The organism is Microbacterium sp., from assembly GCF_036566905.1.
Taxonomy (GTDB): domain Bacteria; phylum Actinomycetota; class Actinomycetes; order Actinomycetales; family Microbacteriaceae; genus Microbacterium.
On record NZ_DATCVK010000093.1, the window covers coordinates 21562 to 43385 of the forward strand.

At 71.3% G+C, this 21824-nt stretch carries 23 protein-coding genes; 12 read left to right on the plus strand and 11 right to left on the minus strand.

The genetic code is table 11. The features are described 5' to 3' along the window. Positions 1-184: 184 nt before the first annotated feature. Complete coding sequence (locus VIP82_RS07205) at positions 185-946, minus strand: Pr6Pr family membrane protein (RefSeq protein WP_331907101.1); 762 nt, start codon at positions 944-946, stop codon at positions 185-187. A gap of 146 nt (positions 947-1092) precedes the next feature. On the opposite strand from VIP82_RS07205, the gene VIP82_RS07210 reads away from it, so the two are divergent. Beyond that, positions 1093-2415, plus strand: a complete 1323-nt coding sequence (locus VIP82_RS07210) for a M20/M25/M40 family metallo-hydrolase (protein ID WP_331907103.1) — start codon at positions 1093-1095, stop codon at positions 2413-2415. Between the two features lie 63 nt (positions 2416-2478). On the opposite strand, the gene VIP82_RS07215 is transcribed toward VIP82_RS07210, so the two are convergent. Both VIP82_RS07215 and VIP82_RS07220 read right to left on the minus strand, forming a co-directional pair. Continuing rightward, positions 2479-2871 (minus strand): rhodanese-like domain-containing protein, encoded by a 393-nt coding sequence (locus VIP82_RS07215; protein WP_331907105.1) that lies wholly within the window; start codon positions 2869-2871, stop codon positions 2479-2481. A 192-nt stretch (positions 2872-3063) separates the two neighbouring features. Continuing rightward, positions 3064-3561 carry a C40 family peptidase gene (locus tag VIP82_RS07220; RefSeq protein WP_331907106.1) on the minus strand — a complete coding sequence of 166 codons (498 nt, stop codon included), beginning with the start codon at positions 3559-3561 and terminating at the stop codon, positions 3064-3066. A gap of 272 nt (positions 3562-3833) precedes the next feature. Between VIP82_RS07220 and VIP82_RS07225 the strand changes: the two genes are divergently transcribed. From VIP82_RS07225 to VIP82_RS07235, 3 genes are all read left to right on the plus strand, one after another. Further along, positions 3834-4220, plus strand: a complete 387-nt coding sequence (locus VIP82_RS07225) for a YciI family protein (protein WP_331907107.1) — start codon at positions 3834-3836, stop codon at positions 4218-4220. Between the two features lie 112 nt (positions 4221-4332). Next, positions 4333-5577, plus strand: a complete 1245-nt coding sequence (locus VIP82_RS07230) for an RNA polymerase sigma factor (protein ID WP_331907109.1) — start codon at positions 4333-4335, stop codon at positions 5575-5577. Positions 5578-5792: 215 nt separating this feature from the next. Then, positions 5793-6320: a DUF1269 domain-containing protein gene (locus VIP82_RS07235; protein WP_331907111.1), complete on the plus strand. Its 528-nt coding sequence runs from the start codon at positions 5793-5795 to the stop codon at positions 6318-6320. Positions 6321-6488: 168 nt separating this feature from the next. Here the strand turns inward: VIP82_RS07235 and VIP82_RS07240 are convergent, their stop codons facing one another. Together VIP82_RS07240 and VIP82_RS07245 are read right to left on the minus strand one after the other, a co-directional pair. Continuing rightward, entirely contained in the window at positions 6489-7802 is a 1314-nt protein-coding gene (locus tag VIP82_RS07240) for an NtaA/DmoA family FMN-dependent monooxygenase (RefSeq protein ID WP_331907113.1), read from the minus strand. Then, positions 7799-8857 (minus strand): LLM class flavin-dependent oxidoreductase, encoded by a 1059-nt coding sequence (locus VIP82_RS07245; RefSeq protein ID WP_331907115.1) that lies wholly within the window; start codon positions 8855-8857, stop codon positions 7799-7801. Before VIP82_RS07245 ends, VIP82_RS07240 begins: the two co-directional genes overlap by 4 nt. A 197-nt stretch (positions 8858-9054) precedes the next feature. On the opposite strand from VIP82_RS07245, the gene VIP82_RS07250 reads away from it, so the two are divergent. The 8 genes from VIP82_RS07250 (at position 9055) to VIP82_RS07285 (ending at position 15424) form a co-directional block, all read left to right on the plus strand. Beyond that, positions 9055-10143 carry an amino acid ABC transporter permease gene (locus VIP82_RS07250; RefSeq protein WP_331907117.1) on the plus strand — a complete coding sequence of 363 codons (1089 nt, stop codon included), beginning with the start codon at positions 9055-9057 and terminating at the stop codon, positions 10141-10143. Further along, positions 10140-10931 carry an amino acid ABC transporter ATP-binding protein gene (locus VIP82_RS07255; protein ID WP_331907119.1) on the plus strand — a complete coding sequence of 264 codons (792 nt, stop codon included), beginning with the start codon at positions 10140-10142 and terminating at the stop codon, positions 10929-10931. The genes VIP82_RS07250 and VIP82_RS07255 overlap by 4 nt, the downstream gene beginning before the upstream one ends. A 52-nt stretch (positions 10932-10983) precedes the next feature. Continuing rightward, on the plus strand, positions 10984-11976 hold the full coding sequence (locus VIP82_RS07260; protein ID WP_331907121.1) for an ABC transporter substrate-binding protein: 993 nt from the start codon (positions 10984-10986) through the stop codon (positions 11974-11976). Between the two features lie 93 nt (positions 11977-12069). After that, positions 12070-13716, plus strand: a complete 1647-nt coding sequence (locus VIP82_RS07265) for an LLM class flavin-dependent oxidoreductase (protein ID WP_331907123.1) — start codon at positions 12070-12072, stop codon at positions 13714-13716. Positions 13717-13862: 146 nt separating this feature from the next. Beyond that, on the plus strand, positions 13863-14285 hold the full coding sequence (locus VIP82_RS07270; protein ID WP_331907125.1) for a (R)-mandelonitrile lyase: 423 nt from the start codon (positions 13863-13865) through the stop codon (positions 14283-14285). Further along, complete coding sequence (locus VIP82_RS07275; protein ID WP_331907127.1) at positions 14282-14659, plus strand: DUF2255 family protein; 378 nt, start codon at positions 14282-14284, stop codon at positions 14657-14659. The genes VIP82_RS07270 and VIP82_RS07275 overlap by 4 nt, the downstream gene beginning before the upstream one ends. A gap of 204 nt (positions 14660-14863) precedes the next feature. Further along, the gene (locus tag VIP82_RS07280) at positions 14864-14995 is read left to right on the plus strand and encodes a hypothetical protein (protein ID WP_331907129.1); all 132 of its coding nucleotides are present in this window, start codon (positions 14864-14866) and stop codon (positions 14993-14995) included. 27 nt (positions 14996-15022) lie between these two features. Next, positions 15023-15424 carry an ester cyclase gene (locus tag VIP82_RS07285; RefSeq protein WP_331907131.1) on the plus strand — a complete coding sequence of 134 codons (402 nt, stop codon included), beginning with the start codon at positions 15023-15025 and terminating at the stop codon, positions 15422-15424. A gap of 28 nt (positions 15425-15452) precedes the next feature. Here the strand turns inward: VIP82_RS07285 and VIP82_RS07290 are convergent, their stop codons facing one another. From VIP82_RS07290 to VIP82_RS07315, 6 genes are all read right to left on the minus strand, one after another. Further along, positions 15453-16997, minus strand: coding sequence for an MFS transporter (locus tag VIP82_RS07290; RefSeq protein ID WP_331907136.1), 1545 nt, complete (start codon positions 16995-16997; stop codon positions 15453-15455). Further along, positions 16951-18036, minus strand: coding sequence for an LLM class flavin-dependent oxidoreductase (locus VIP82_RS07295; RefSeq protein WP_331907138.1), 1086 nt, complete (start codon positions 18034-18036; stop codon positions 16951-16953). The genes VIP82_RS07290 and VIP82_RS07295 overlap by 47 nt, the downstream gene beginning before the upstream one ends. Further along, entirely contained in the window at positions 18033-18905 is an 873-nt protein-coding gene (locus tag VIP82_RS07300; RefSeq protein WP_331907140.1) for a DUF1684 domain-containing protein, read from the minus strand. The genes VIP82_RS07295 and VIP82_RS07300 overlap by 4 nt, the downstream gene beginning before the upstream one ends. 32 nt (positions 18906-18937) lie before the next feature. Continuing rightward, positions 18938-20026 carry an LLM class flavin-dependent oxidoreductase gene (locus tag VIP82_RS07305; RefSeq protein ID WP_331907142.1) on the minus strand — a complete coding sequence of 363 codons (1089 nt, stop codon included), beginning with the start codon at positions 20024-20026 and terminating at the stop codon, positions 18938-18940. Then, a complete protein-coding gene (locus VIP82_RS07310; RefSeq protein WP_331907144.1) occupies positions 20023-21435 on the minus strand; it encodes a M20/M25/M40 family metallo-hydrolase in 1413 nt (470 codons plus the stop codon). Before VIP82_RS07310 ends, VIP82_RS07305 begins: the two co-directional genes overlap by 4 nt. Continuing rightward, the coding region (locus VIP82_RS07315) for an ATP-binding cassette domain-containing protein (protein WP_331907146.1) at positions 21432-21824 on the minus strand (393 nt) is incomplete at its 5' end. The genes VIP82_RS07315 and VIP82_RS07310, both read right to left, overlap by 4 nt.

Consider the following 21824-nt stretch of genomic DNA (forward strand, 5'->3'; position numbering starts at 1 on the left):
CACGCGGTTGCGTGTCGTTGTCCCCGAGCACAGATGTACTCCCGCCGATACCGACGGACCGGAAACATGTGTGGCGGCAGGGTGCGGAAAGCGCGCGCCGATACGCGCGTGTTGTCGGGAAGCTACAACGTGTCCGCCGTTCGGGGGACAGAACACACAAACGGCCGCCGACGGCCGTTTCGGGTCACTCCGACAGCGCCTCGGAGGGGACGTATGCCGCCGCCGCCGGCGTCGCGGCGTCGGCATCGGTGTCGGCGGTACCGGTCCGGCGGCCCCACCACACGACGAAGGCACCGACGGCGACGATGGCGAGCGCGATGCCGATGACGTAGACGATCACCGAGAGCCAGCCGCCCGGGTTGTTCGGGTTCAGGAACGGATACGGGTACCAGAACGGGTCGCCCGAAACGGGGTTGGTGACGAGGGGGCCGCGGATCATCGTGTACACGACCCAGACGATCGGGAAGGCGACCACCGCCCACAGGCTGCGCCACGGCAGCGACCGGCGCAGCGGGCCGACGAACACATCGGCCAGCAGGAACAGTGGGCCGATCAGATGCAGCACCTCGTTCGACCACGGGATGGGCGCGCTGCCCTGGGGCAGCTCGATGTTGCGCAGCAGTGCGTTGTAGACGATGCCGGTGATGATCATGTAGCTGCTCGCGCAGGCGAGGGCGACGGCCAGGGCGGGGGGCTCGGCGACCGCTCTGCGTCCGCGGGCGAAGTACCACACCGCCGCCCAGACGAGCACGATCGCCGCCAGGGCGTTCGAGAGGATCGTGAAGAAGCTGAAGAAGTTCGTGATCGTCGTGGTGACGTCGCGGCCGAGTTCGGCCGCGGTCCCGATCGACTTCGACAGCTGCGCGGTGATCGCCGCCGCGATGACCGCCGCCATCGCCAGCCGCAGCACCGTCCACGCCGTCGCCCATGCCCGAGAACGCGCCATGCGCACACCATACCGATCCGGGTCTGCCGTGTCGTGTCGTGTCGCGGTGTGACCCGGTGTGGCGCGGGTGTCGCTGCCGAGACCGCGCATCGGGCTACCCTCGGGCCCGGCGGAACGTCCGCCGCCTGAGCTCGAGGAGGGATCCCGTGTCGACGCTGCTGGAGGACGAGGCGCTGCTGTTCGTGCAGGAGCTGATCCGGATCGACACCGTGAACACCGGAGTGCTCGCGACCATCGGCGACGGCGAGACCCGCGCCGCGCAGTACGTGCAGGAACGCCTCTCCGAGGCGGGCATCGCCTCGGAGCTCGTCGAGTCCCGCCCGGGGCGCGGATCGCTCATCGCGCGCATTCCCGGTCGCGATCGGGATGCCGGTGCCCTGCTGGTGCACGCGCACCTCGATGTCGTCCCAGTCGACGAGAAGGACTGGACCCACCCGCCGTTCGGCGCCGACATCGAGGACGGCTTCCTCTACGGCCGCGGCGCCGTCGACATGAAGAACTACGCGGGGACGATCCTCGCCGTCGCCCGCCATTTCGCGCGCGAGGGCATCGTGCCCCGACGCGACCTGGTGTTCGCGTTCCTCGCCGACGAGGAGAGCGGCGGCGTCTGGGGAGCGGGGTGGCTCGTCGAGAACCGCCCGGAGCTCTTCGCGGGAGTCACGGAGGCGCTGAGCGAGGTGGGGGGCTTCTCGGTGCCGCTGGCCGCCGACCCCGCCGACGAGCGGCGCGCATACCTCGTCGCGACGAGTGAGAAGGGCGTCGCCTGGTCGACACTCAGCGCCCGGGGGCACGCCGCGCACGGCTCGCGGCCGACCGCCGACAATGCCGTGGTGCGCCTCGCCCAGGCGGTCGCCGCGGTCGGCGCCCATCGGTTCCCCGTGGTGCGCACCCCCGCACTGCAGCGGTTCCTCGACGTGTTCGGCGAGGCGCGCGGGCTGGCGTTCACCGACGAGTCGCTCGCCGCCGACCTCGAGAGCCTCGGGTTCGTGTCGTCGCTGGTCGGTGCGACGACGCGCAACACCGCGACGCCGACGGTGCTCACGGCGGGTGACAAGACGAACATCATCCCGGCCGAGGCCTCGGCCCGCCTCGATATCCGCATCCTGCCGGGGGAGGACGACGCGCTGCGCGCCGGGCTCCGAGAGGTCGTGGGCGACGGCATCGACATCCGCGAGGGGCGCTGGTGGTCGGCGACCGAGGCGCCCGTCGACGCGCCCATCATCGGCATCCTGCAGGACGCGATCTCGATCGACGACCCCGACGGCGTCGTCGTGCCGTATCTGCTGCCGGCGAGCACGGACAACAAGCACTTCGCGAAGCTGGGCATCCACGGCTACGGCTTCGTGCCGCTGCGGGTGCCCCGCGACTTCGACGTGTTCGCCCAGTTCCACGCGGCCGACGAGCGCGTCCCGGTCAACGCGCTGCACTTCTCGGCGCGCGTCACCGAGCGCATCCTGCGGAACGCCTAGAGCGACGGATGCCTCAGCCATCCCGCAAGGGAGAGCCGAGGCATCCGTCATTCCGCGTCGGCGTCACTGGGGCGCCGGCGCCTCCGCGGTCGGCGCACCCGACTCCTTCCATGCCGGGAAGCCGCCATCGACGTGGGCGACGTTCGTGAAGCCCTTCGCGCGCAGCTGCTCGGCGACGGGGCCGGACCCGCGGATCGATCCGCAGACGATGACGATGTCCTGGTCCCAGTCGGTGATCTCGGCGAACTTCTCGGGCGAGTCGATGAGGAACTGCGCGTCGAGGTTGTCGCGGTCGCCGCGGATGGATCCGGGGATCACGCCGTCGCGTTCGCGTCCGGCGTCGCTGCGCACGTCGATGACGAGGGCGCCCGCGGCCGCCCGGCCGGCGGCCTCTTCCGCGGTGATGAGCGGCGCGTCGTAGGTGGTCTCGGCCGCGGTGTCGGTGGTGTCGGTCATGACGGTGGTCCTTTCAGGGGGACGGATGCCGCTCCTCGGCGCCACGCTACGGCCGGTCTGCACGGCCCCCGGCATGAGCTCGTCACACGGCGCCATGATCCGTCATGCGCCGTCGCTCACGAGTAGCCACTGTGACGCCGGGCTACGCCCCTGGCTTCTCGCGACGATTCCCCCTTCGAGCGCTGAGGCTCGTCAGCCGGCGAAGCGCTCCGCCTGCATCCGGAGGGCTGCGGTGGCGGCATCCTCGTCCCACACCCGCGGCCGAGCACCCTCGAGTGCGCGGGCGAGTGGCACCCATCCGACCCAGCGCAAGGGCTCCCACCCGGGCGCGGGCGTCAGCGCTTCGAGGTCGCGGTAGTCGTCGACGCGCACCCGGTCCCACGCGTGGACGATCCGGCCGTGGCCGAGGCTCAGGCCGACGTGGCCCCAGTCGCGTCGCTCGCCGAAGAGATCGCCGACGCTCTCGTAGAACACCAGCGCGTGGATGGGGGGTTCACCGGTGTTCACCGCTGCGGCGTAGAGGCGAGCCGATTCGGCCGCGTCGTCGCCGCCGAACATCTCGAGGTCGTTCGAGCGCTCGATCGCGTCCTCGACGAACGCCAGGCAGCGCGTCGCGTACGCGGTCGAGCCGGCGTGCCCGCGCGCCCAGGTCACGGCGTTCGCGCCGCACGTCTCCACATCGAAACTCATCGACAGCAGGCTAGCGAACGCGCCGGACCACCCGTTGGCTCGGCCACGGCCACGGCCGGTGCCGGAGCTGGCGTCGGTGCCGGCGTCTGCAGCTCGCGCGCCGGCCGCAGAACGTCGTGACGCCGGGTGAGCATGAGGCAGCCGCGAAAAATGTCCCGGGGATAGTGTCGTATCCGAGCGCCGCCGTTCGTGGATTGGGTGTGCGACCCCGTCCGGGTCGCCGCGACCGAGGAGCCGCGACATGGCTCCCGTCCCGATGAGAGGAGACGACAGTGACGAAGTATCTGATCGCATTCAACGACGAGTGGGTGCCCGAGCACACCCCCGACGAACTGCGCGCCAAGAGCGAGGCCTCGCGAGCCGTACTCGACGACATGAAGGAGGCGGGCGTCTTCCTCTACGCCGATGGGGGAATCGATGCCTCGACCGCTGTCTGCAGCGTCGTGAGCAAGGACGGGAAGCCGGTCTTCACCGACGGGCCGTTCGTCGAGAGCAAGGAGCATCTCGGCGGATTCACCGTCGTGGAAGTGCCGGACGATGAGGCCGCCCGTTACTGGGCAGGGCGACTGGCCGTCTCGCTGGACTGGCCGCAGGAAGTGCACCGATTCCCGTCAGACGTCTCGGAGATCATCGAACGGCAATCGCGCGCGGGTGAATGAGGATGCCGTGCTGCATGGAGTCCGCGTTCGTGCCGGCTGAGGACAACGAGCTCGGTTCCGTCGAAACGCGGCCCGCGCGGCGCGCGGCATCCGTTCGGGCTCTGCGGGAGTCGTGACCGGATCCCCCGTCGACCAGGCCATCGCCCGTGCCCACCAGGAGGAGTGGGCGCGGGTGGTGGCCGGTCTCGCCCGTCGCTTCGGCGATCTCGATCTGGCCGAGGACGCAGCCGCCGAGGCATTCGTCGCCGCGGTGGAGCGGTGGCCGCGCGACGGCGTACCGCCCAACCCCGGCGCATGGCTCACCACGACCGCGACGCGCAAGGCGATCGACCGGCTGCGTCGGGAGTCCCATCGCGACGACAAACATCAGGCGGCCCAGATGCTGTCCGACGACACACCACACGACCCGACTGGGCCGGTCGAGGATGACCGCCTCCGGCTGGTCTTCACCTGCTGTCATCCTGCTCTCGCAATGGAGGCCCGGGTCGCGCTGACCTTGCGCCTGCTCGGCGGACTCACCGTCGCAGAGATCGCCCACGCCTTCCTGGTACCGGAGACCACGATGGCGCGACGTATCACCCGTGCGAAGGCGAAGATCAGGGCTGCGCGCATTCCCTATCGGATGCCGTCGGCCGGCGACATCCGGGAACGGCTCGCCGGTGTGCTCGCGGTGATCTATCTCATCTTCAACGAGGGCTATCTCGCCACCGCCGGCCATGACCCGCTGCGCGCCGACCTGACCGATGAGGCGATCCGCCTGGGCCGCCTCCTGCGCATGCTCCTTCCCGATGAGGGTGAGGTGACGGGACTCCTCGCCCTGATGCTCCTCGCTGACGCACGACGCACCGCGCGCGTGTCGCACGCCGGTGAGCTGGTGACCTTGGACGAGCAAGACCGCGGCGCGTGGAACCGGGCTCTGATCATCGAGGGTCACGCGCTGGTCCGCGAACGGATCGCCGCGGTCGCCGCCGGTGCCGAGCCGCCAGGGCGATATCAGCTGCTGGCCGCGATCAACGCGGTGCACACCGATGCGCCGTCCGCACGCGACACCGACTGGTCCCAGATCGTCGCACTCTACGACCGCCTGATCCGGCTCGATGACTCCCCGATCGTGCGACTCAACCGCGCGATCGCCGTCGCCGAGGTGGACGGCCCCGATGTGGCGCTCGCCGAGATCGACCGACTCCGTGAGGCCCTCGACGGGTACCACGCGTACCATGCCGCGCGCGCCGACCTCCTGCGGCGGGTCGGGCGGAGCGGCGAATCGCGGACGGCGTACGACATGGCCATCGCGCTGGCCGGCAATGCCGCCGAGCGCGCCTACCTCACCCGCCGTCGCGACCAACTCGCGTGGTGACCTGCGGTCTGGCTCTCTTCCGCCCACTCGCCGACCCATCTGCGCCCCGACCTCCGTGGCGGCAGCCTGGATTCTCACTTCAGAAGAATCGAAGAATTCACCGTTGAGAGCCTCGCCAGCGCATCGGGCGCAGCAATAAGATCACACCACCCTGATGACCCAGAGTCCGGAAGCGACCGGCCGGTCGCTTCCGAGATCAACCGAAGGAGAGATCCATGGGTACGAAGAATCTCGCACTGGTAGTCGGCTCGTACGACGACACGACGGCGGCGTCGGACGATTACGAAGCCCTCCGAAGCGGCCAGGACGCCGGCGGATACGAGATCGTCGGCGCCGTGGTGCTCGTCCGCGACAAGGACGGCAAGGTCCAGGTCAAGGAGCACGGCGACAAGTCGGTCGGGCACGGTGCCGCCTGGGGCGCCGGCGCCGGAGTGGTGGTCGGCCTGTTCGCACCGCCGTTGTTGGCGGCCACCGCGGTCGGCGCCGGCATCGGCGCGATCCTCGGAAAGATCAAGAAGAACCGCGAGGAGAAGCAGCTCGGCGTCGACGTTGACGAGTATCTCGCGCCCGGGACCTCCGCCGTCGTCGCCGTCGTCGACGACAAGTGGGCCGACAACGTCGAGAAGGCCTTGACCAGGGCCGACAAGCGGATCAGCAAGGCGATCGACTCCGACGATTACGACAAGCTGCGCAAGGCGATCGAGGAGTCGGCCGACGACGTCGTCGAGCAGATCAACTCCTAGCCGCCTCTAGAGAAGGCCCGGCGGGCGAGCGCCGGGCCTCACCGCCGCCACCTCACGAGGGAACCACGGTGGCTGGATGCCGAGCCTGGATGCCGGCCGAAGTTCGAAACGGGCGGCGGGTCGGTCACCCACGTACCCCTCAGATCTGTGGCCGCGAGTTCGCCCCCCTCAGGCCGCGAGTTCGGCGCGCTGGCCGACGTCGGGGAGGCCGAGGTTCTCGCGCAGCGTCGTGCCGGGGTACTCGGCGGGGTAGACGCCGCGCTCCTGCAGCTCGGGGATGAGCCCGTCGACGATGTCGTCGAGGCCCTCCGGCACCAGGTACGGCGAGACGTTGAACCCGTCGACGGCGTGGGCGTCGACGTACTGCACGACACGGTCGGCGATCGTCGAGTAGCCGCCCACGAAGGTGCGCAGCGACGACCGCTTGATGACGAACTCGCGGATCGACAGGCCGTCCGCGGCCGCGCTCTCGCGCCACTCCCTCGCCGTCTCGAGCGCGCGGCGCCCCTGGAAGAGCGAGCCGCGCGCGCCGTCGACCTCGTCCACGACGGGGTCGATGTCGGGGAGCGGGCCGTCAGCGTCGAAGTCGGACAGATCCCGGCCCCAGATCGGCTCGAGGAAGCGGATCGCCGTCTGCGGCGACACCTGCGCGTGGGTGACCCACTCTGCCTTCTCGCGCGCCTCGGCGTCGGTCGGCGCGAGGATGAACTGCGCGCCCGGGAAGAACTTGAGCTCGTCCTCACCCCGCCCGTGCCGGGGCAGGCGCCGACGCAGGTCTGCCGCGAAGGCGATCGCCTCGTCGAGTCCGGGGTGGCCCGAGAAGATGACGTCCGCGCTCGCCGCGGCGAACTCGCGTCCCTCGTCGGAGTCACCGGCCTGGAACAGCACCGGCCGACCCTGCCGGCTCGGCGGCAGCGGTGCGGGACCCGCGAACGACACCAGGTCGCGGTCGACCTCGACCGTGGTTCCGACGCCGTCGGCGCCGGCATCCCACAGCCGCTGAGCGGCGTCGACGAACTGCGCCGCGCGCCGGTACCGGTCGGCATGGTCGAGGTAGCCGCCGCGACGGAAGTTCGCCCCCGTCCAGGCGTTGTCGGTCGTGACGATGTTCCAGCCGGCCCTGCCCTCGCTGATCAGATCCAGCGAGTTCAGGCGCCGGGCCAGGTCGTACGGGTCGTTGTAGGTGGTGTTCTGCGTCGCGACGAGGCCGATGCGCTCGGTCACCGCGGCCAGCGCCGCGAGCTGGGTCTGCGCGTCGGGGCGCCCGGCGATGTCGAGGTCGTGGATGCGGCCGAAGTGCTCGCGCAGGCGCAGTCCCTCGCCGAGGAAGAACGCCGAGAAGAGCCCGCGCTCGGCGGTCTGCGCGATGCGGCGGAACGACTCGAAGTCGTACTGCGATCCGCTGCGGTCGCTCGACCAGATGGTGCCGAAATTGACGCCCTGGAAGAAGACTCCGAACTGGATGCGGCGGGACGTGGTCATGCGAACTCCTTCACGGCGGATGCGGCGTAGCGGTTGGCGGGGCGCTCGAGGCCGAGCGTGTGGCGCAGGGTCTCGCCCGGGCGGGGGGAACGGAACCCGATCCGCGCTCGGAGGGCCGGCAGCACGGCGCGCCCTGTCTCTTCAAGGTCGACGTCGAGCTCGGCGACGTGCAGCCGTACGCCGTCGACGGCCGCCGACAGATCGGCGAGGAGTGCGGCGAGCCCCGCGGCGTCGCCGACGTGCCGCAGGCGCGCGCCCGACGGCCACGTCCCCAGGGCGTCCAGTCGCCGCTCGGCGGTGACGCCCCGGGCATCGAGCACGACCTCCACCTCAGCCCAGACGCGCGTCGCGCCGGCTGCGCGGGTGCGGGCGGCGGCATCCGCGATCTCCACGGTGTCGGCGCCCTCGACGAGCGCGACGTCGATGCCCACGGTCCCGGCGGGCGCCACGACGACGAGCTGGCCCTGCGGCGGACGCGGCGTGATGAGCGGACCCTTCACCGAGAAGTTCTCGCCCTCGAAGTCGACGTAGTGCAGCCTGTCGGCGTCGAGGTACCGGCCGGTGGCCGCATCCAGGATCACCGCGTCGTCGTCCCACGAGTCCCACAGCCGGCGCGCCACCTCGATGACGTCGTCGCGTTCGCGGCGCAGCTCCTCGTCGGACAGCGCCTCGCGCCCGTAGGCGGCGGCCTCGCGGGCGCTTGCGGAGGCCGCAGCGATCCAGCCTGCGCGGCCGTTCGACGCCCAATCGAGGCTGGCGAGCTGGGTCGCGACGTGGAACGGCTCGCTGTATGCCACGTGCGCGACCGGCACGAGGCCGAGCGCCGTCGTCAGTGGCGCCGCGTACGCAGCCCGCTGCACGGCATCCCACCGCGGGACATCGCCCACCGGCAACGGCGCATCGTCGAAGGTGGCGGCGGTGAACCCGAGCCGTTCGGCGCTCGCGATGCGCGCGGCGAGGCGGCGCGGCGAGAGCGCGGCAGGAGGGGCGGATGCCGCGGGGTGGGCGCCGTCGGCGTCCAGCTCGAGGGCGACGGCGAACGGGGTATCGGACATGCGAGCCACGGTAGGTCTCCTCGCGCCGGGACGGACGGTGTGCGTCGGTGCATTCCGGAGTGTGACGCCGCGTTGCGGACCGTCACGATCCGTGTCGCCGGGCGCCCCTGACGGCTCGGCAACCGGCGGCGTCTGGCCCTAGCTTCGGCCTACCGGCGCACCCCGCAGACACCGCGCCACCGACCGAGGAGCCCCTCATGACCGACACACTCCCGCGCCAGGCAGGCGCCGCCGAAGCCGCGCCGCCGTCGCCGGCGGCGTCGTCGCGCGTCGACCTCGGCGATCTCCCCGTCGTCCACACCCGGCACTGGTTCCGGTGGTCGATCGGCATCGTCGTGCTGTTCGTCGTCGCCCAGTTCGCCTGGTCGCTGGTGACGAACGAGAACTACGAGTGGGATGTCTTCGCCCACTACTTCCTCTCGGAGCCGGTGCTCCAGGGCGTCGGCCTGACCCTGCTGCTGACGGTGGTCTCGGCATCCATCGGGTTCTTCCTCGGGACGCTGCTGGCGCTCGCCCGCCTCGCGAAGTCGCCTCTCCTGAACTCGGCCGCGTGGCTGTTCATCTGGTTCTTCCGCTCGGTGCCCCTCGTCGTGCAGATCATCGTCTGGTACAACCTCGGCTACCTGTACCCGACCCTCGGGCTCGGCACCCCGTTCACCACGGACTTCTGGATCGTCGAGTTCCCGACGGTGCAGCTGATCAGCGCATTCGCGGCCGCGATCCTCGGGCTCAGCCTCAACCAGGCGGCGTACTCGGCCGAGATCATCCGTGGCGGTCTGCTGTCGGTCGACCAGGGCCAGCTGGAGGCGGCCGCGGCACTCGGCATCCCGCCCCGCCGTCGCCTGACGCGCATCGTCCTGCCGCAGGCGATGCGCTCGATCGTCCCCAACGCCACCAATGAGGTGATCGGGCTGGTCAAAGGTGCGTCGGTCGTGTTCGTGATCGCCCTGCCCGAGGTCTTCTATGCCGTGCAGGTCATCTACAACCGCAACAGTCGCGTGATCCCGCTGCTGCTCGTCGCGGTGGTCTGGTACACGATCATCACCACGGTGCTGAGCATCGCGCAGTACTACATCGAGCGTCACTACGCCCGTGGCACCGTGCGCGTGCTGCCGCCGACGCCCGTGCAGCGGGCCCGCCACTGGATCGCTGTGCAGTGGGCGCGTCTGGGCGACGCCGAGACCGGTCCGGCACCCCTCGTCGGGGTCGATGCCCCCGTCGTCGCGAAGGCGACGTTCAGCGGCTCGTCGAACGACACCAAGAACTCTGGAGGAGCAGGCGCATGAGCACCGTCATCGCGGAGACCGCCACGCGCGGGCTCGTCGAGATCCACAACGTCCACAAGAGCTACGGCGGCGTCGAGGTGCTGCGCGGCATCGATCTGACCGTCGAGCCGGGCGAGGTCGTCGCGATCCTCGGACCCAGCGGCTCGGGCAAGTCGACGCTGCTGCGCACCATCAACCACCTCGAGAGCATCGACCGGGGCTCGGTCACGGTCGACGGCCAGCTGATCGGCTACGAGCTGCGCGGCGGCAAGCTCTACGAGCTGCGCGAGCGCGAGGTGCTGGAGCGGCGGACGCAGATCGGCATCGTCTTCCAGAACTTCAATCTCTTCCCGCATCTGACCGCGCTCGAGAACGTCACCGAGGCGCCGATCGCCCTCGGCCGGCTCTCGAAGGACGATGCCCGCGAGCTCGCGCTGGGCCTGCTGGACCGCGTCGGCCTCGCCGACAAGGCCGAGCACTACCCGCGCCAGCTGTCGGGCGGACAGCAGCAGCGCGTCGCGATCGCCCGTGCCCTGGCGCTCAAGCCCAAGGTGATCCTGTTCGACGAGCCGACGAGCGCGCTCGACCCCGAGCTGGTCGGCGAGGTGCTCGACGTCATCCGCGACCTCGCACAGCTGGGTACGACGCTCATCATCGTCACGCACGAGGTCGGGTTCGCCCGTGAGGTGGCCGATCGCGTCGTGTTCCTCGACGGCGGCCAGGTCGTCGAGCAGGGCCCGCCCGCCGAGGTCCTCGTCACACCGAAGCACCCGCGCGTCCAGGACTTCCTCGCGAAGGTCCTGGCCTGACCACCACAGATCTCGATACCGAGTCTTCACCCGAGAAAAAGGAAACACAGCAATGGCACTGAGCAAGAAGCAGGGCGTCGCGATCGGCGTCGGCGTCGTCGCGGTGGCCGCGATCGTCGGCGGCGTCGTCTGGGGCGTCAACCAGAACGCCCCGGCCGAGGCGGCCGCACCCGAGGCGACCGCGGAGTCGGCGAACGTCGCGACCGACGACATCCAGTGGGTCCGTCTGGACGAGCCCGTGGCGGAGGCGGTCGCGGCCCTCGAGGAGAGCGGGTTCGAGCCGGTCGAGCCGGGCAAGCTCACCGTGGCGCACTCCGCCTATGTCCCGCCGCTGGGCTACATCCCCGAGGGCGAGACCGAGGCCGCGGGCACCGAGCCGAACATCGGCGCGCTCATCGCCGACGCTCTCGGCCTCGAGTACAACCCGGTCGTCGTCGCGTGGGCGGACTGGCCCCTCGGCATCCAGTCGGGCAAGTACGACCTCATCACGTCGAACGTCACCGTGACGGAGGAGCGCAAGGAGCTCTACGACTTCGCGAGCTACCGCGAGGACCTGCTCGGCTTCTACGTGAAGAGCGACAGTGACATCGAGAAGATCGAAGAGGCCGCCGACATCTCGGGCCTCACCATCGCGGTCGGCTCGGGCACGAACCAGGAGCAGGTGCTGCTGGCCTGGAACGAGGAGCTCGAGACCGCCGGCGAGGAGCCCGCCGAGCTGCAGTACTTCGACGACAACGCCGCGACGGTGCTGGCGTTGCAGTCCGGCCGCATCGACGCGACGTTCGGTCCGAACGCGACGTCGGCCTGGTCCGCTCGCGAGACCGGTGACACCAAGCTCGTCGGTCTCGTGCCCGGTGGCTGGCCGCTGACGGCGAACATCGCCGCCGCGACGGCCAAGGGCAACGGGCTCATCGAGCCGGTGGGCATCGCGCTCAACTACCTCATCGAGAACGGGCAGTACGACGAGGTCCTGAAGATCTGGGACCTGGACTCGGAGCGCGTCGACGAGAGCCTGATCAACCCGCCCGGACTCCCCAAGTCCTGACCAGCATCATGCCGGCCGGACCCTCCGCGGGTCCGGCCGGCATCCTGCGTCTACCCTCACCCTCCCGCCCTGCGTCCACCCGAGGGAGCACCCATGTCCCGCGTTCCGCTCTCCGTCCTCGACCTGTCGCCGTTCGGCACGGGCCAGACGCCTGCTGACGGCCTCCGTGCCAGCATCGAACTGGCGCGCGCGGCGGAGCGTCTCGGATACCGGCGCTACTGGGTGGCCGAGCATCATTTCAACCCTGGGATCGCCGGGGCCGCGCCCCACGTGCTGCTGGCGGCGGTCGCGGCGGTGACGCGCGACATCCGCATCGGCACCGCCGCGACGATCATCGGCAACTACTCCCCGGCTCAGGTCGCCGAGGCCGCGGGCGTCGTCGCCCAGCTGCACCCCGGTCGCTTCGACCTCGGCATCGGCAGGTCGGGTTCGCGCAGCGCCGCCCAGGCCGCGCTGCCGTCCGCGCCGCGAGATCGCGTCGTCGACGGGCTCCTGCTGCCCGCCGCCCGCCCGTTCGCCGGATTCGACGCCGAGCGCTTCGTCGTGCAGGCGCGTCTGCTGGGACGCACCGACGCGGCTGCCGAGCGCTTCGCCGCCGATGTCGCCGACATCCTGTCGTTCTTCGACGGCACCTTCAGCCCGCCCGAGAAGGTGCCGATCCATGTCACGCCCGCCGAGGGCGCCGACGTCACGGTCTGGATCCACGGCTCCACCGCCGGCCCCAGCGCGCGTCTCGCCGGCGAGCTCGGCCTGCCGTTCGGTGCCAACTACCACGTCGCGGCCGGGTTCGTGCTCGAGGCGATCGCCGAGTACCGCGCCGCGTTCCGTCCGGGCCGCATCGCCGAGCCCTACGTCATCGTGTCGGTCGACGCCGTCATCGCGGAGACGGATGCCGCAGCCCGCCGTCTCACGGCGGGTTACGGTCGATGGGTGCACAGCATCCGCGCCGGTCAGGGCGCCGTCCCCTTCCCCTCGCCCGAGGAGGCCGCAGCGGAACCGCTCGCGGCCGACGAGCTCGCCGTGGTGCGCGACCGTCTCGACACGCAGTTCGTGGGCTCGCCCGAGACCGTGGTCGAACGGCTGGAGACGCTGCAGCGCGTGACCGGCGCCGACGAGCTCCTGGTCACGACCGTCACGCACGACCCCGTCGATCGGGTGCGGTCGTACGAGCTGCTGGCGGAGGCATGGGATGCCGAAGCCGCAGACGGTTCCGCGCAGGCCGACGCCGGCTGGACCATCCGCCTGGTCCGCACCGAGGAGTACGAGCGCGCCGGCGAGGTGACCGCGGAGGCTTATCTGGCGAGCTACGGCGGGCTGTCGGACCAGTACGTCTCGTCGCTGCGCGACGTCGCCGGCCGGGTGGACGACGGCGACGTCTGGGTGGCGGTCGACGCGGGCGGCGACATCCTCGGCACCGTATGGGTCGCGCGTGCGGGCAAGCCGCTCGCGGAGATGGCCCAGCCGGGCGAGACCGACTTCCGCCAGCTGGCCGTCGCACCGTCCGCGCGAGGGCGCGGTATCGGCGAGGCGCTCACGCGCCACGTCATCGACCTCGCGCGCCAGCGGGGCTCGCACCGCGTCGTGATGAACAGCGGGCCCGAGATGACCGGCGCCCACGCGCTCTACGCGAAGCTCGGCTTCCAGCGGCTGTCGGAGCGCGAGGGGCTGTGGGAGGTGCAGCCCGGCCGGTGGATCGAGCTGTACGCGTTCGGCTACGACCTGGCTCCCGCGCTCCGCTGACACCTCGCCGTGCCGACGGACGCTCGAGATCTGGTTGGGGGGCACTCGCAGTACACGTCACACCAGCACCTTCCCCCGGCGGGACGGGGGGAGTGGAATGGTGTGACGGCCGCCGAGGCAGGGCGGGTCGCAGGAAGGCAGGATTTATGAGCACGCGGATGCAGCCGAAGACACCCACCGTGAAGGGGCCCGACGAGTGGTTCACCGGGGACGTGTACTTCAACGCGTACTACGCCGGTGAGGAGCCCTCCCGTGCACGCCTGAACCTCGTCAGATTCACACCCGGTGCGCACACGGCGTGGCACAAGCATGCCGTCGGGCAGACGCTCCACGTCACCGAGGGCCGCGGATACGTGCAGAGCCGTGGTGAGGAGGTCATCGAACTGCACCCCGGCGACACCGTGTACACGCCGGCGGGGGAATGGCACTGGCACGGCGCGACCGGAGACGACTTCATGTGCCATCTGGCGATGTGGGAAGCCCCGGCCACAGACGAGCCCGAGACCGTCTGGGGCGACAAGCTCGCGCCCGGCGAGTACCCGCGCGGCGGACGGGAGAGCGCATCGTGACCGCCTGGACCGCGGACGAGCTCCGCCGGATCGGCGGTGCCACCGAGCTTCGCGTCACCTCGCAGCGACCGGACGGCACGCTGCGACCCTTCACCACGATCTGGCACGCCACCGTCGGCGACACGCTCTACATCCGCTCCGCCCATGGCCCGGAGAACGGATGGTTCCGCCGGGCGCGGCGCTCCGGCCAGGGGCGGGTCAGCGCCGGCGGCATCGAGGTCGACGTGACCTTCCGTGTCGCCGACCCGGAGGTGCGTCCGAGCCTCGACAGCGCCCTCCACGCGAAGTACGACAGGTACGGACCCGGCCCCGTCGGCGCCATCACCGGCGACGACGTCCTCGAGACCACGCTCGAGGTCCTGCCCCGGCGTTAGGCCGCTGACCGCCGCACGCGGGGTCGGGCGCATCGTCTGATCCGAAAAAAAGCGCGACAACCGGCCATAATGCGCCTACCCTTGGCCTGGCGCCCCAGACCCCGGCGCTTACCTCGGCACACAGGCCTCCGCGCGAGCCCGCTCCTCGGTTCGTCGACGTTCCGACCCTGCGGTGCCCGCACGCGGCATCGGCAGGGATCTGACATGACGGAGCAGGACCACTCATTCGGCAAGGCGCTGTTCGGACGACGATGGCGATCGATCGCGCCGGTCTTCGACTGGTTCCGCAAGACATGGCGTCAGGCGCTTCCCTCGGGACGCGACGCGAACCGATGAGTTCGCGGCTCCCCGGATAATGAGGGAGTGGAGCCGTGGGAGACGCGCGAGTGGTACGCCGAGTATCTCGACGCCTGCAACCGACACGACCTCGACGCCATCCGCTCGTTCGTCGATCCGTCGGTCCGGCGTGCGCATCTGCCCGGCGGAGCGGAGGCGTGGGTCGCCGACATGGCCGACCTCTTCCAGGGCTTCCCCGACTGGCAGTGGCGCCGCATCCAGCTCGTGGTCGAGGACGACCGGGTCGCCGCCCATCTGCGCGGCAGCGGCACCCACCTGGGAACGTTCCGCGGGATCGCTGCCACCCGGCGCCGCGTCAATGTGGCCGAGTTCTCGATGTACCGCGTGACCAACCGGCGGATCACCGAATTCACCGGTTCCGAGAACGACCTCGAGCTGCGCGCCCAGCTGGACCGGTCCGAACGATAGTCATCGTCCCGCGCAGCGCGACGTGCGTTCACACTCGGGCCGTGCGGCGCGTCGAGGGACGAGCCGCCGGCATGTCATCGGTGCCGGCCGTCCCGCGTGTGCCCGCCCGCCGATAGGCGGGATCGGTCGACGCCGCCAGCGCGATCAGGGAGCCCAGCGCGCAGGTGGCGAGTGCCGCCTGCAGGGTCACGGCCGTGCTGACACCGGTGGCGGTGAGCAGGATGCCGGTGGCCAGGGCGACGAGGAAGGTCGCCGACAGCCGCTGCGTGAGCTGCAGGAACGACGCGGCGACGCCGTGCAGTTCGGCGGGCGCGAACGAGAGGGTGGTCGCGCGCACGACGGGCTCGACGAGGCCGCCGCCGACGCCCAGTCCGATCTGGGCGGCCGCCGCCACCGCGAACAACGTGCCGTCGGACAGCAGCGGTGCCGCGATCGCCAGACCCGCGAAGAGCACCGCCTGCAGTCCGAGGCCGAGCCCGACCGTGGCGGACGGGCCGATGCGGCGCACCACGCGCAGGCTGAACAGCGATCCGCCGAGCCGCGCGAGAGCGCCGGGCGCGAACACCAGGGCGATCGCCAGCGCCGACAGCGCCGGTGACTGGAGGAAGTAGAGGGTCACGGCGGATCCGGCGGCCATGCCGCTGCCGAACCACAGCAGGGCCACGACATTGCCAATCACGAAGCCGCGCGATCTCACGAGCTGCGGCGCGAACAGAGGGAGGCGACCGCGGCGCGCGTAGCCCCGCTCCCACACGACGAGCACCGCCGCGAGGAGGACCGCGCCGCCCGCGACGACCAGCCCGGCCAGTCCTGAGAGACCCGGCTCCACCACGGGCAGCGTCAGGGCGACGACGATCAGGCACAGCAGCACGATGCCTGGCAGGTCGAGCCAGACGCGCGTCGCGGCGCGAGCGACGGCGGGATGCGGCATCCCTCGCCATCCGAGCACGAGCGCGACGAGCACGAGGGGAAGCGGCGTCAGCAGCACGAGACGCCAGGCGACATCTGCGGGGACGGTGCCGAGGAGTGCGGCGGCCAGCACCGGCCCCAGCACGCCGGCCAGGCCTCCGACCGCGGTGTACGCGGCGAGGGCCCGCAGGCGCGAGGCGCCGGTGAAGAGGTCCTGGATGGCGCCGAGCACCTGTGCGCTGATGACGCCCGCGCCGAGTCCCTGCACGAACCGCGCGGCGATCAGCACCGAGATCGTGGGCGCGACGACGGCGGCGATCTCTCCGACGAGGAAGATGCAGAGCCCCACGAGGAACAGCAGGCGCCGGCCGTAGACGTCGCCGAGCCGGCCGGAGGGGATCAGCCCGAGGCCGAACGTCAATGAGAACGACGCGAGCAGCCACTGGACACCGGCGGTCGAGCCGCCGAGAGATGCGCTCACGGCGGGGGCGGCGTAGGTGATGACGGTGGCGTCGAACAGCGTCGCGAAGCCGGCTGCCAGGCACGCCCAGAGCGCGGGCCGCGTGCGGGATCGCCGCGCGCGGCCCGCGCCCTGGATCATCACGTGTCCGCCGGGCTCACGCGACGGCGAGCTCGCGGGTGCGCAGCCCGTGAGGGTCGGCATCCGTCCACAGCGCCGTCGGGAACTCGCGCCGCAGCACCGGCGCCACCTCGTCGGCGAAGCGCTCGAGGATCTCGAGCTGCCGCGCGAAGGGCACCGTCGTCGGCAGGCTGATCGACTGCAGGTCATGCCCCAGCCGGCCGTGGAACCGCGCGATCTTGTCGATGACCTGCTGCGGCGTGCCGACGAGGGCCGGACCCTCGGCGACGGCGTGCTCGATGTCGCGGAACGGGGTGTTGTTCCCGGGCACGTTAGTGGCGGCCACGATCGCGTTGTACACCGGTCCGTACTCGCTGATCGCCTCCTGGGTGGTGTCGGCGATGAAGAGAGCGCCCGAGCCGGCACCGACGAATGCGCTCGCCGGGTCGTGGCCGTGCCGCGAGTATTCGGAGCGGTAGTGATCGACGAGCACGCCGTAGTTCCCGAGAGGCTGGATGGCGTTCGCACTGAACAGCGGGTCGCCGAAGCGGGCGGCGAGTCCGGCCGAGAAGAGCGTCGTGGCAGACCCGTGCCAGACCCGCGGCGCCCCGGCGAAGGGTCGGGGCAGGGTCGTCACGCCGGTCAGCGCGCGGGTGAACTCGCTACCCGGCCAGGTGACGTCCTCCTCGCGCCACAGCGTCCGCAGCAGCTCGTACTTCTCTGCGAGCAGCTCCCACTGGTCGTCGATGTCGAGCCCGAAGAGCGGGAACTGCAGGGCCTCGTTGCCCTTGCCGATCGTGAGGTCGAGCCGGCCGCCCGACAGCTGATCGATCGTGGCGTAGTCCTCGGCGACGCGCACCGGGTCCAGCACCGAGAGCACCGTGACCCCCGAATTGAGACGGATGCGGGAGGTCCGGGCCGCGATCGCACCCAGCAGCACCGTCGGCGAGGACGAGATGAAGTGCCCCGCGTGGCGCTCGCCGATCGCGACCGCATCCAACCCGAGCTCCTCGGCGCGGATCGCCTGCTGCAGCGTCTCGGCGAACCGCTCGGACGGCGAGACCTGGCGACCGGTGAGGGGGTCGGCGCGATAGGGGACGATGTCGAGGAGCTGGAACCTCATGCGGCCCTCCCCGGGGCGACGAGCGCATCGGTGGAGCGCACGCGCGTGCTCGGCGTCTTCTCGCCCGCCTCGATACCGATCGGCAGGCGGTTGCCCTCCGGAGGCAGCGGGCACGTCGCGAAGTCGGTGTACGCGCACGGGAGGTTGACGGCGCGGTTGAAGTCGATCGTGGTCCAGCCGTCGGCGTCCGGGGCGTCGACGCCGACGGAACGGTTCGCCGCGTACGTGGTGAGCCCGCTCGTCGCGTCGGTGAAGAGCACGAGCAGGTCGCCGGGCGCCTTGCCGTCGAACGCCGTGAGCGTGAAGTCCTCGCCGCGCCACGAGAACTCGAGCACGCCGGGGGCGTCGTAGACGTGGGTGAGGCCGTCGACGGCGGCGCCCACCTCGGTCGGGCGGGGCGCGTCGAACGGACGGAAGCGTGCGGCCACGCGCCAGCGTGGATTGGGCACATACGTCGGGGTGCCGGGGTACTCCGCGAGGAACGGGTGGTCGGCGCGACGAGGCCGCAGGATCGTGTGCCCGCCGCGCTGGGCGATCTCGACGGCGCCGGCGACGTCGCCGTCGGTGAAGCCGGGCGTGATGCTGCTGCGCTCCGGGAGCTCGCCGAAGGTGTGGCGACCGGTGATCGTGCCGCCGTCCAGCGTGAGGCTCTCGCCCTCGGCGAGCTCGACGACGACGCCTTCGGCGCCGAGGCTCCAGGTTCCCGGTGCGCCCGGCAGCGTGATCGGCTCGGAGCCCAGCCAGTGCAGGCCGGTGATGGCGAAGAACCCGAGCGCGTCCGCCCGGCGGGTCTCGTGGCCGCGGTGCCAGTCCTCCCATTCGTGCCCGAACTGCGCGCGGTCGATGTCGGTGTTGAGCGTGGTGGTCATGGGGTCCTCCTCGGTGCGGACGGGTGGGTGGGTCAGGCGGCGTGGGCGACCGCGACAGCCGGCTGCCAGCCGACGAGCGGCAGGACGGCGGCACGGATGTCGGTCACGATCTGGCGGTACTCGTCCTCGTCGAACCCGTAGGGGAAGGCGACGCGCAGCTCGGTGCGCCCGTCGAACGTCGGGTCGGAGGCGAGGCGCTCGGCGATCTGCTCAGCGGTGCCGTGCAGGTCGCGCTGGAAGACGACGGTGCGTCCGCCGAGGGTCACCGGCTGCGCGGTGCGCTCGTCGCGCGCGGCGACGTAGGCGGCGTAATGCTCGCGCTGCGCCGCGGTCGCCGAGTCGGTCGGCAGGATCACCCGCTCGACGCCGATGGCCGGTGCGTCGCCCCGGAACGCGGAGAGGTAGGCGTCGACGTGGGCGCGCTGTGCCGCCTCGAACGTGTCGGCAGCGTCGCCGTCGCCGACGTTGCCGAGCAGCAGCTTCAGGCCGTGCTCGGCCGCCCAGCGCACCGACCGGAGTGATCCGCCGCCCAGCCACACCCGGTCGCGCAGCCCGGCCACGTGCGGCTGCACGCGCGGGATCTGAGGCCCGTACGGCGTGGACAGCTCCTCGTCCGACAGCGCGCGCCCCTCGAGCGACAGGAGGAAGCGTTCGATCAGGGTGTACGGGTCGGCGGTGGCGGCAGCGGGGCCCACGCGCCCGGAGGCTCCGGGCGACGCGCCACCGGCGCCTGGAGGGGGCGGGGGGACCGGGCGTCCCAATGAAGCGAGCAGTTCGCCGTGCGGTGCCGACGTGCTCACGCCGACGTTCACCCGCCCGCGCGCGAGCGCGTCGACGGTGGCGAAGTCCTCGGCGAGGCGGAAAGGCGTCTCGTACCCCAGCGGCACGACGTCGGTCTCGAGGCGGATCGTGCGCGTGCGCTGGCTCGCGGCGGCGAGGAAGGTGAGCGCCGACGAGACGCCGCGTTCGAGATGGCGCTGACGGATGCCGGCCACGTCATATCCGAGATCCTCCGCGAGCTTGAAGAGGCGCAGCGTGGTCTCGAGCCCCGCCCCCGGATCGTGCTCGGGGAAGGTGCCGGCGAGGATGATGCCCGCAACGGGGATGGTGCCGGCGCTCAAACGGCGGCCTCCTCACGGGCGGCGCGGGCTCTGGTGGCCGCGCCGGTGTCGGCGTGGAAGGTGCGGACGGCGTGGTCGAGCGCGTCCACCGTCAGTGCGATCGAGTCGAGGTCGATGCGCTCGTCGTTGCCGTGGAACAGGCGGCGGAAGGTGCCGTAGTCCCAGCGCTCGCTGAGCACGCCGAAGCCGTAAGCCGGGATGCCGCGGCGCCGGTAGAACCGGCCGTCGGTACCGCCGACCCCGAGCATCGGAAGCAGCTCGGCGCTCGGATATGCGCGACGCACGGCGCTGCCGAGCGCATCGAACAGGGGTGTGTCGATGGGGGAGGCGGTCGACTCGCCGAACCAGTCCCCCTCGATCTCGATGTGCTCGATGAGGTCGCCGAGCGCCTCTCTGATGAGGCCTTCGACGTCATCGCGCGTGACGCCCGGGAGGATGCGGATGTCGAGCTGCACGGTCGCGGTGCCCGGGATGACGTTGCCCTTCTCACCCGCGCGGACGATGGTCGGCGAGACCGTGGTGTGCGTCGAGGCGTGCGCGAACCCGTCGAGAGTGCCGAGGCGCGGCAGCCCGTCGTAGAACCGGTCGGGGTCCGTGAGCGCCGCTCGCGTCTCGGTGTCGAGGTCGAGCGCCTCGGCGTAGGCGCGCCACTGCGGCGTGATGACGGTCGGTCCGCGGTGCGTCGCGAGTCGAGTGATCGCCTCTGCGGCGATGACGGCCGCGTTGCGCGAGCCCCACGGGGCGGAGCCGTGACCCGGCGCCCCGGTGACGCGCAGCAGCCGGCCGGCGCCGCCCTTCTCACCGACCATGACTCCGAGGTGCGGGCGCGAGCCCGCGTGCGCACCGCCGGACTCGGTCAGGACGTAGTCGGCGTCGATGAGGTCGAGGCGGTGCTCGGTGAGCCAGCCGACGCCGAAGCGGCTGCCGTTCTCCTCGTCGGCGACGGCGGCGAAGATGAGGTCGCCGCGCGGGCGGAACCCGCCGGTCGCGATGGCGCGGGTCACCACCGCGTACGCGGCGGTGAGGTTGAGCATGTCGATCGCACCGCGGCCCCACAGCACCCCGTCGACGATCTCGGCCGCGAACGGATCGCGCGACCACCCGGACGGCTCCACCGGCACGACGTCGGTGTGGCCGACCAGGGCGAGCGACGGCGCGGCGGGATCGGTGCCCTCGATACGAACGATGAGCGACGCGCGTCCCGGGTGCGGCTCGACCACGACGCCTTCGAGCCCGGAGCCCGCGAAGAAGCGCTCGAGAGTGCGCACTTGCAGGTGCTCGTGTCCCGAGTCGGGCGTGCCGTCGTTCACGGCCGCGTTGCGGATGAGCTCCTGCAGCAGCTCGGTGGTCTGCTGCGCGAGCGTGCCCTGCGCGTGCCGGCCCGGCGCCCGAAGATGCTGCGCGCTCATGCCGCCGTCCCGCCCGCGAGCACCGGCGCCGCCGACAGCGTCGAACCCGGGATCGCCTCGATCAGCCGTTGCGTGTACTCCTCGCGCGGGGCGCCGAGCACGCGCGGGGTCGCACCCTGCTCGACGATCCGCCCGTGCTGCATGACTGCCACGCGGTGGGAGATCTCGCGCACGACGGCGAGGTCGTGGCTGATGAACAGATACGACACCCCGACGTCGCGTTGCACGGCCGCGAGCAGATCGAGGATCTGCGCCTGCACCGACACGTCCAGCGCCGATACGGCTTCGTCCAGCACCACCAGGTCGGGGCGCAGCGCGAGGGCCCGAGCGATCGCGACGCGCTGGCGCTGGCCGCCCGAGAGCTCGGCGGGGCGCCGCGAGGCCGTCCC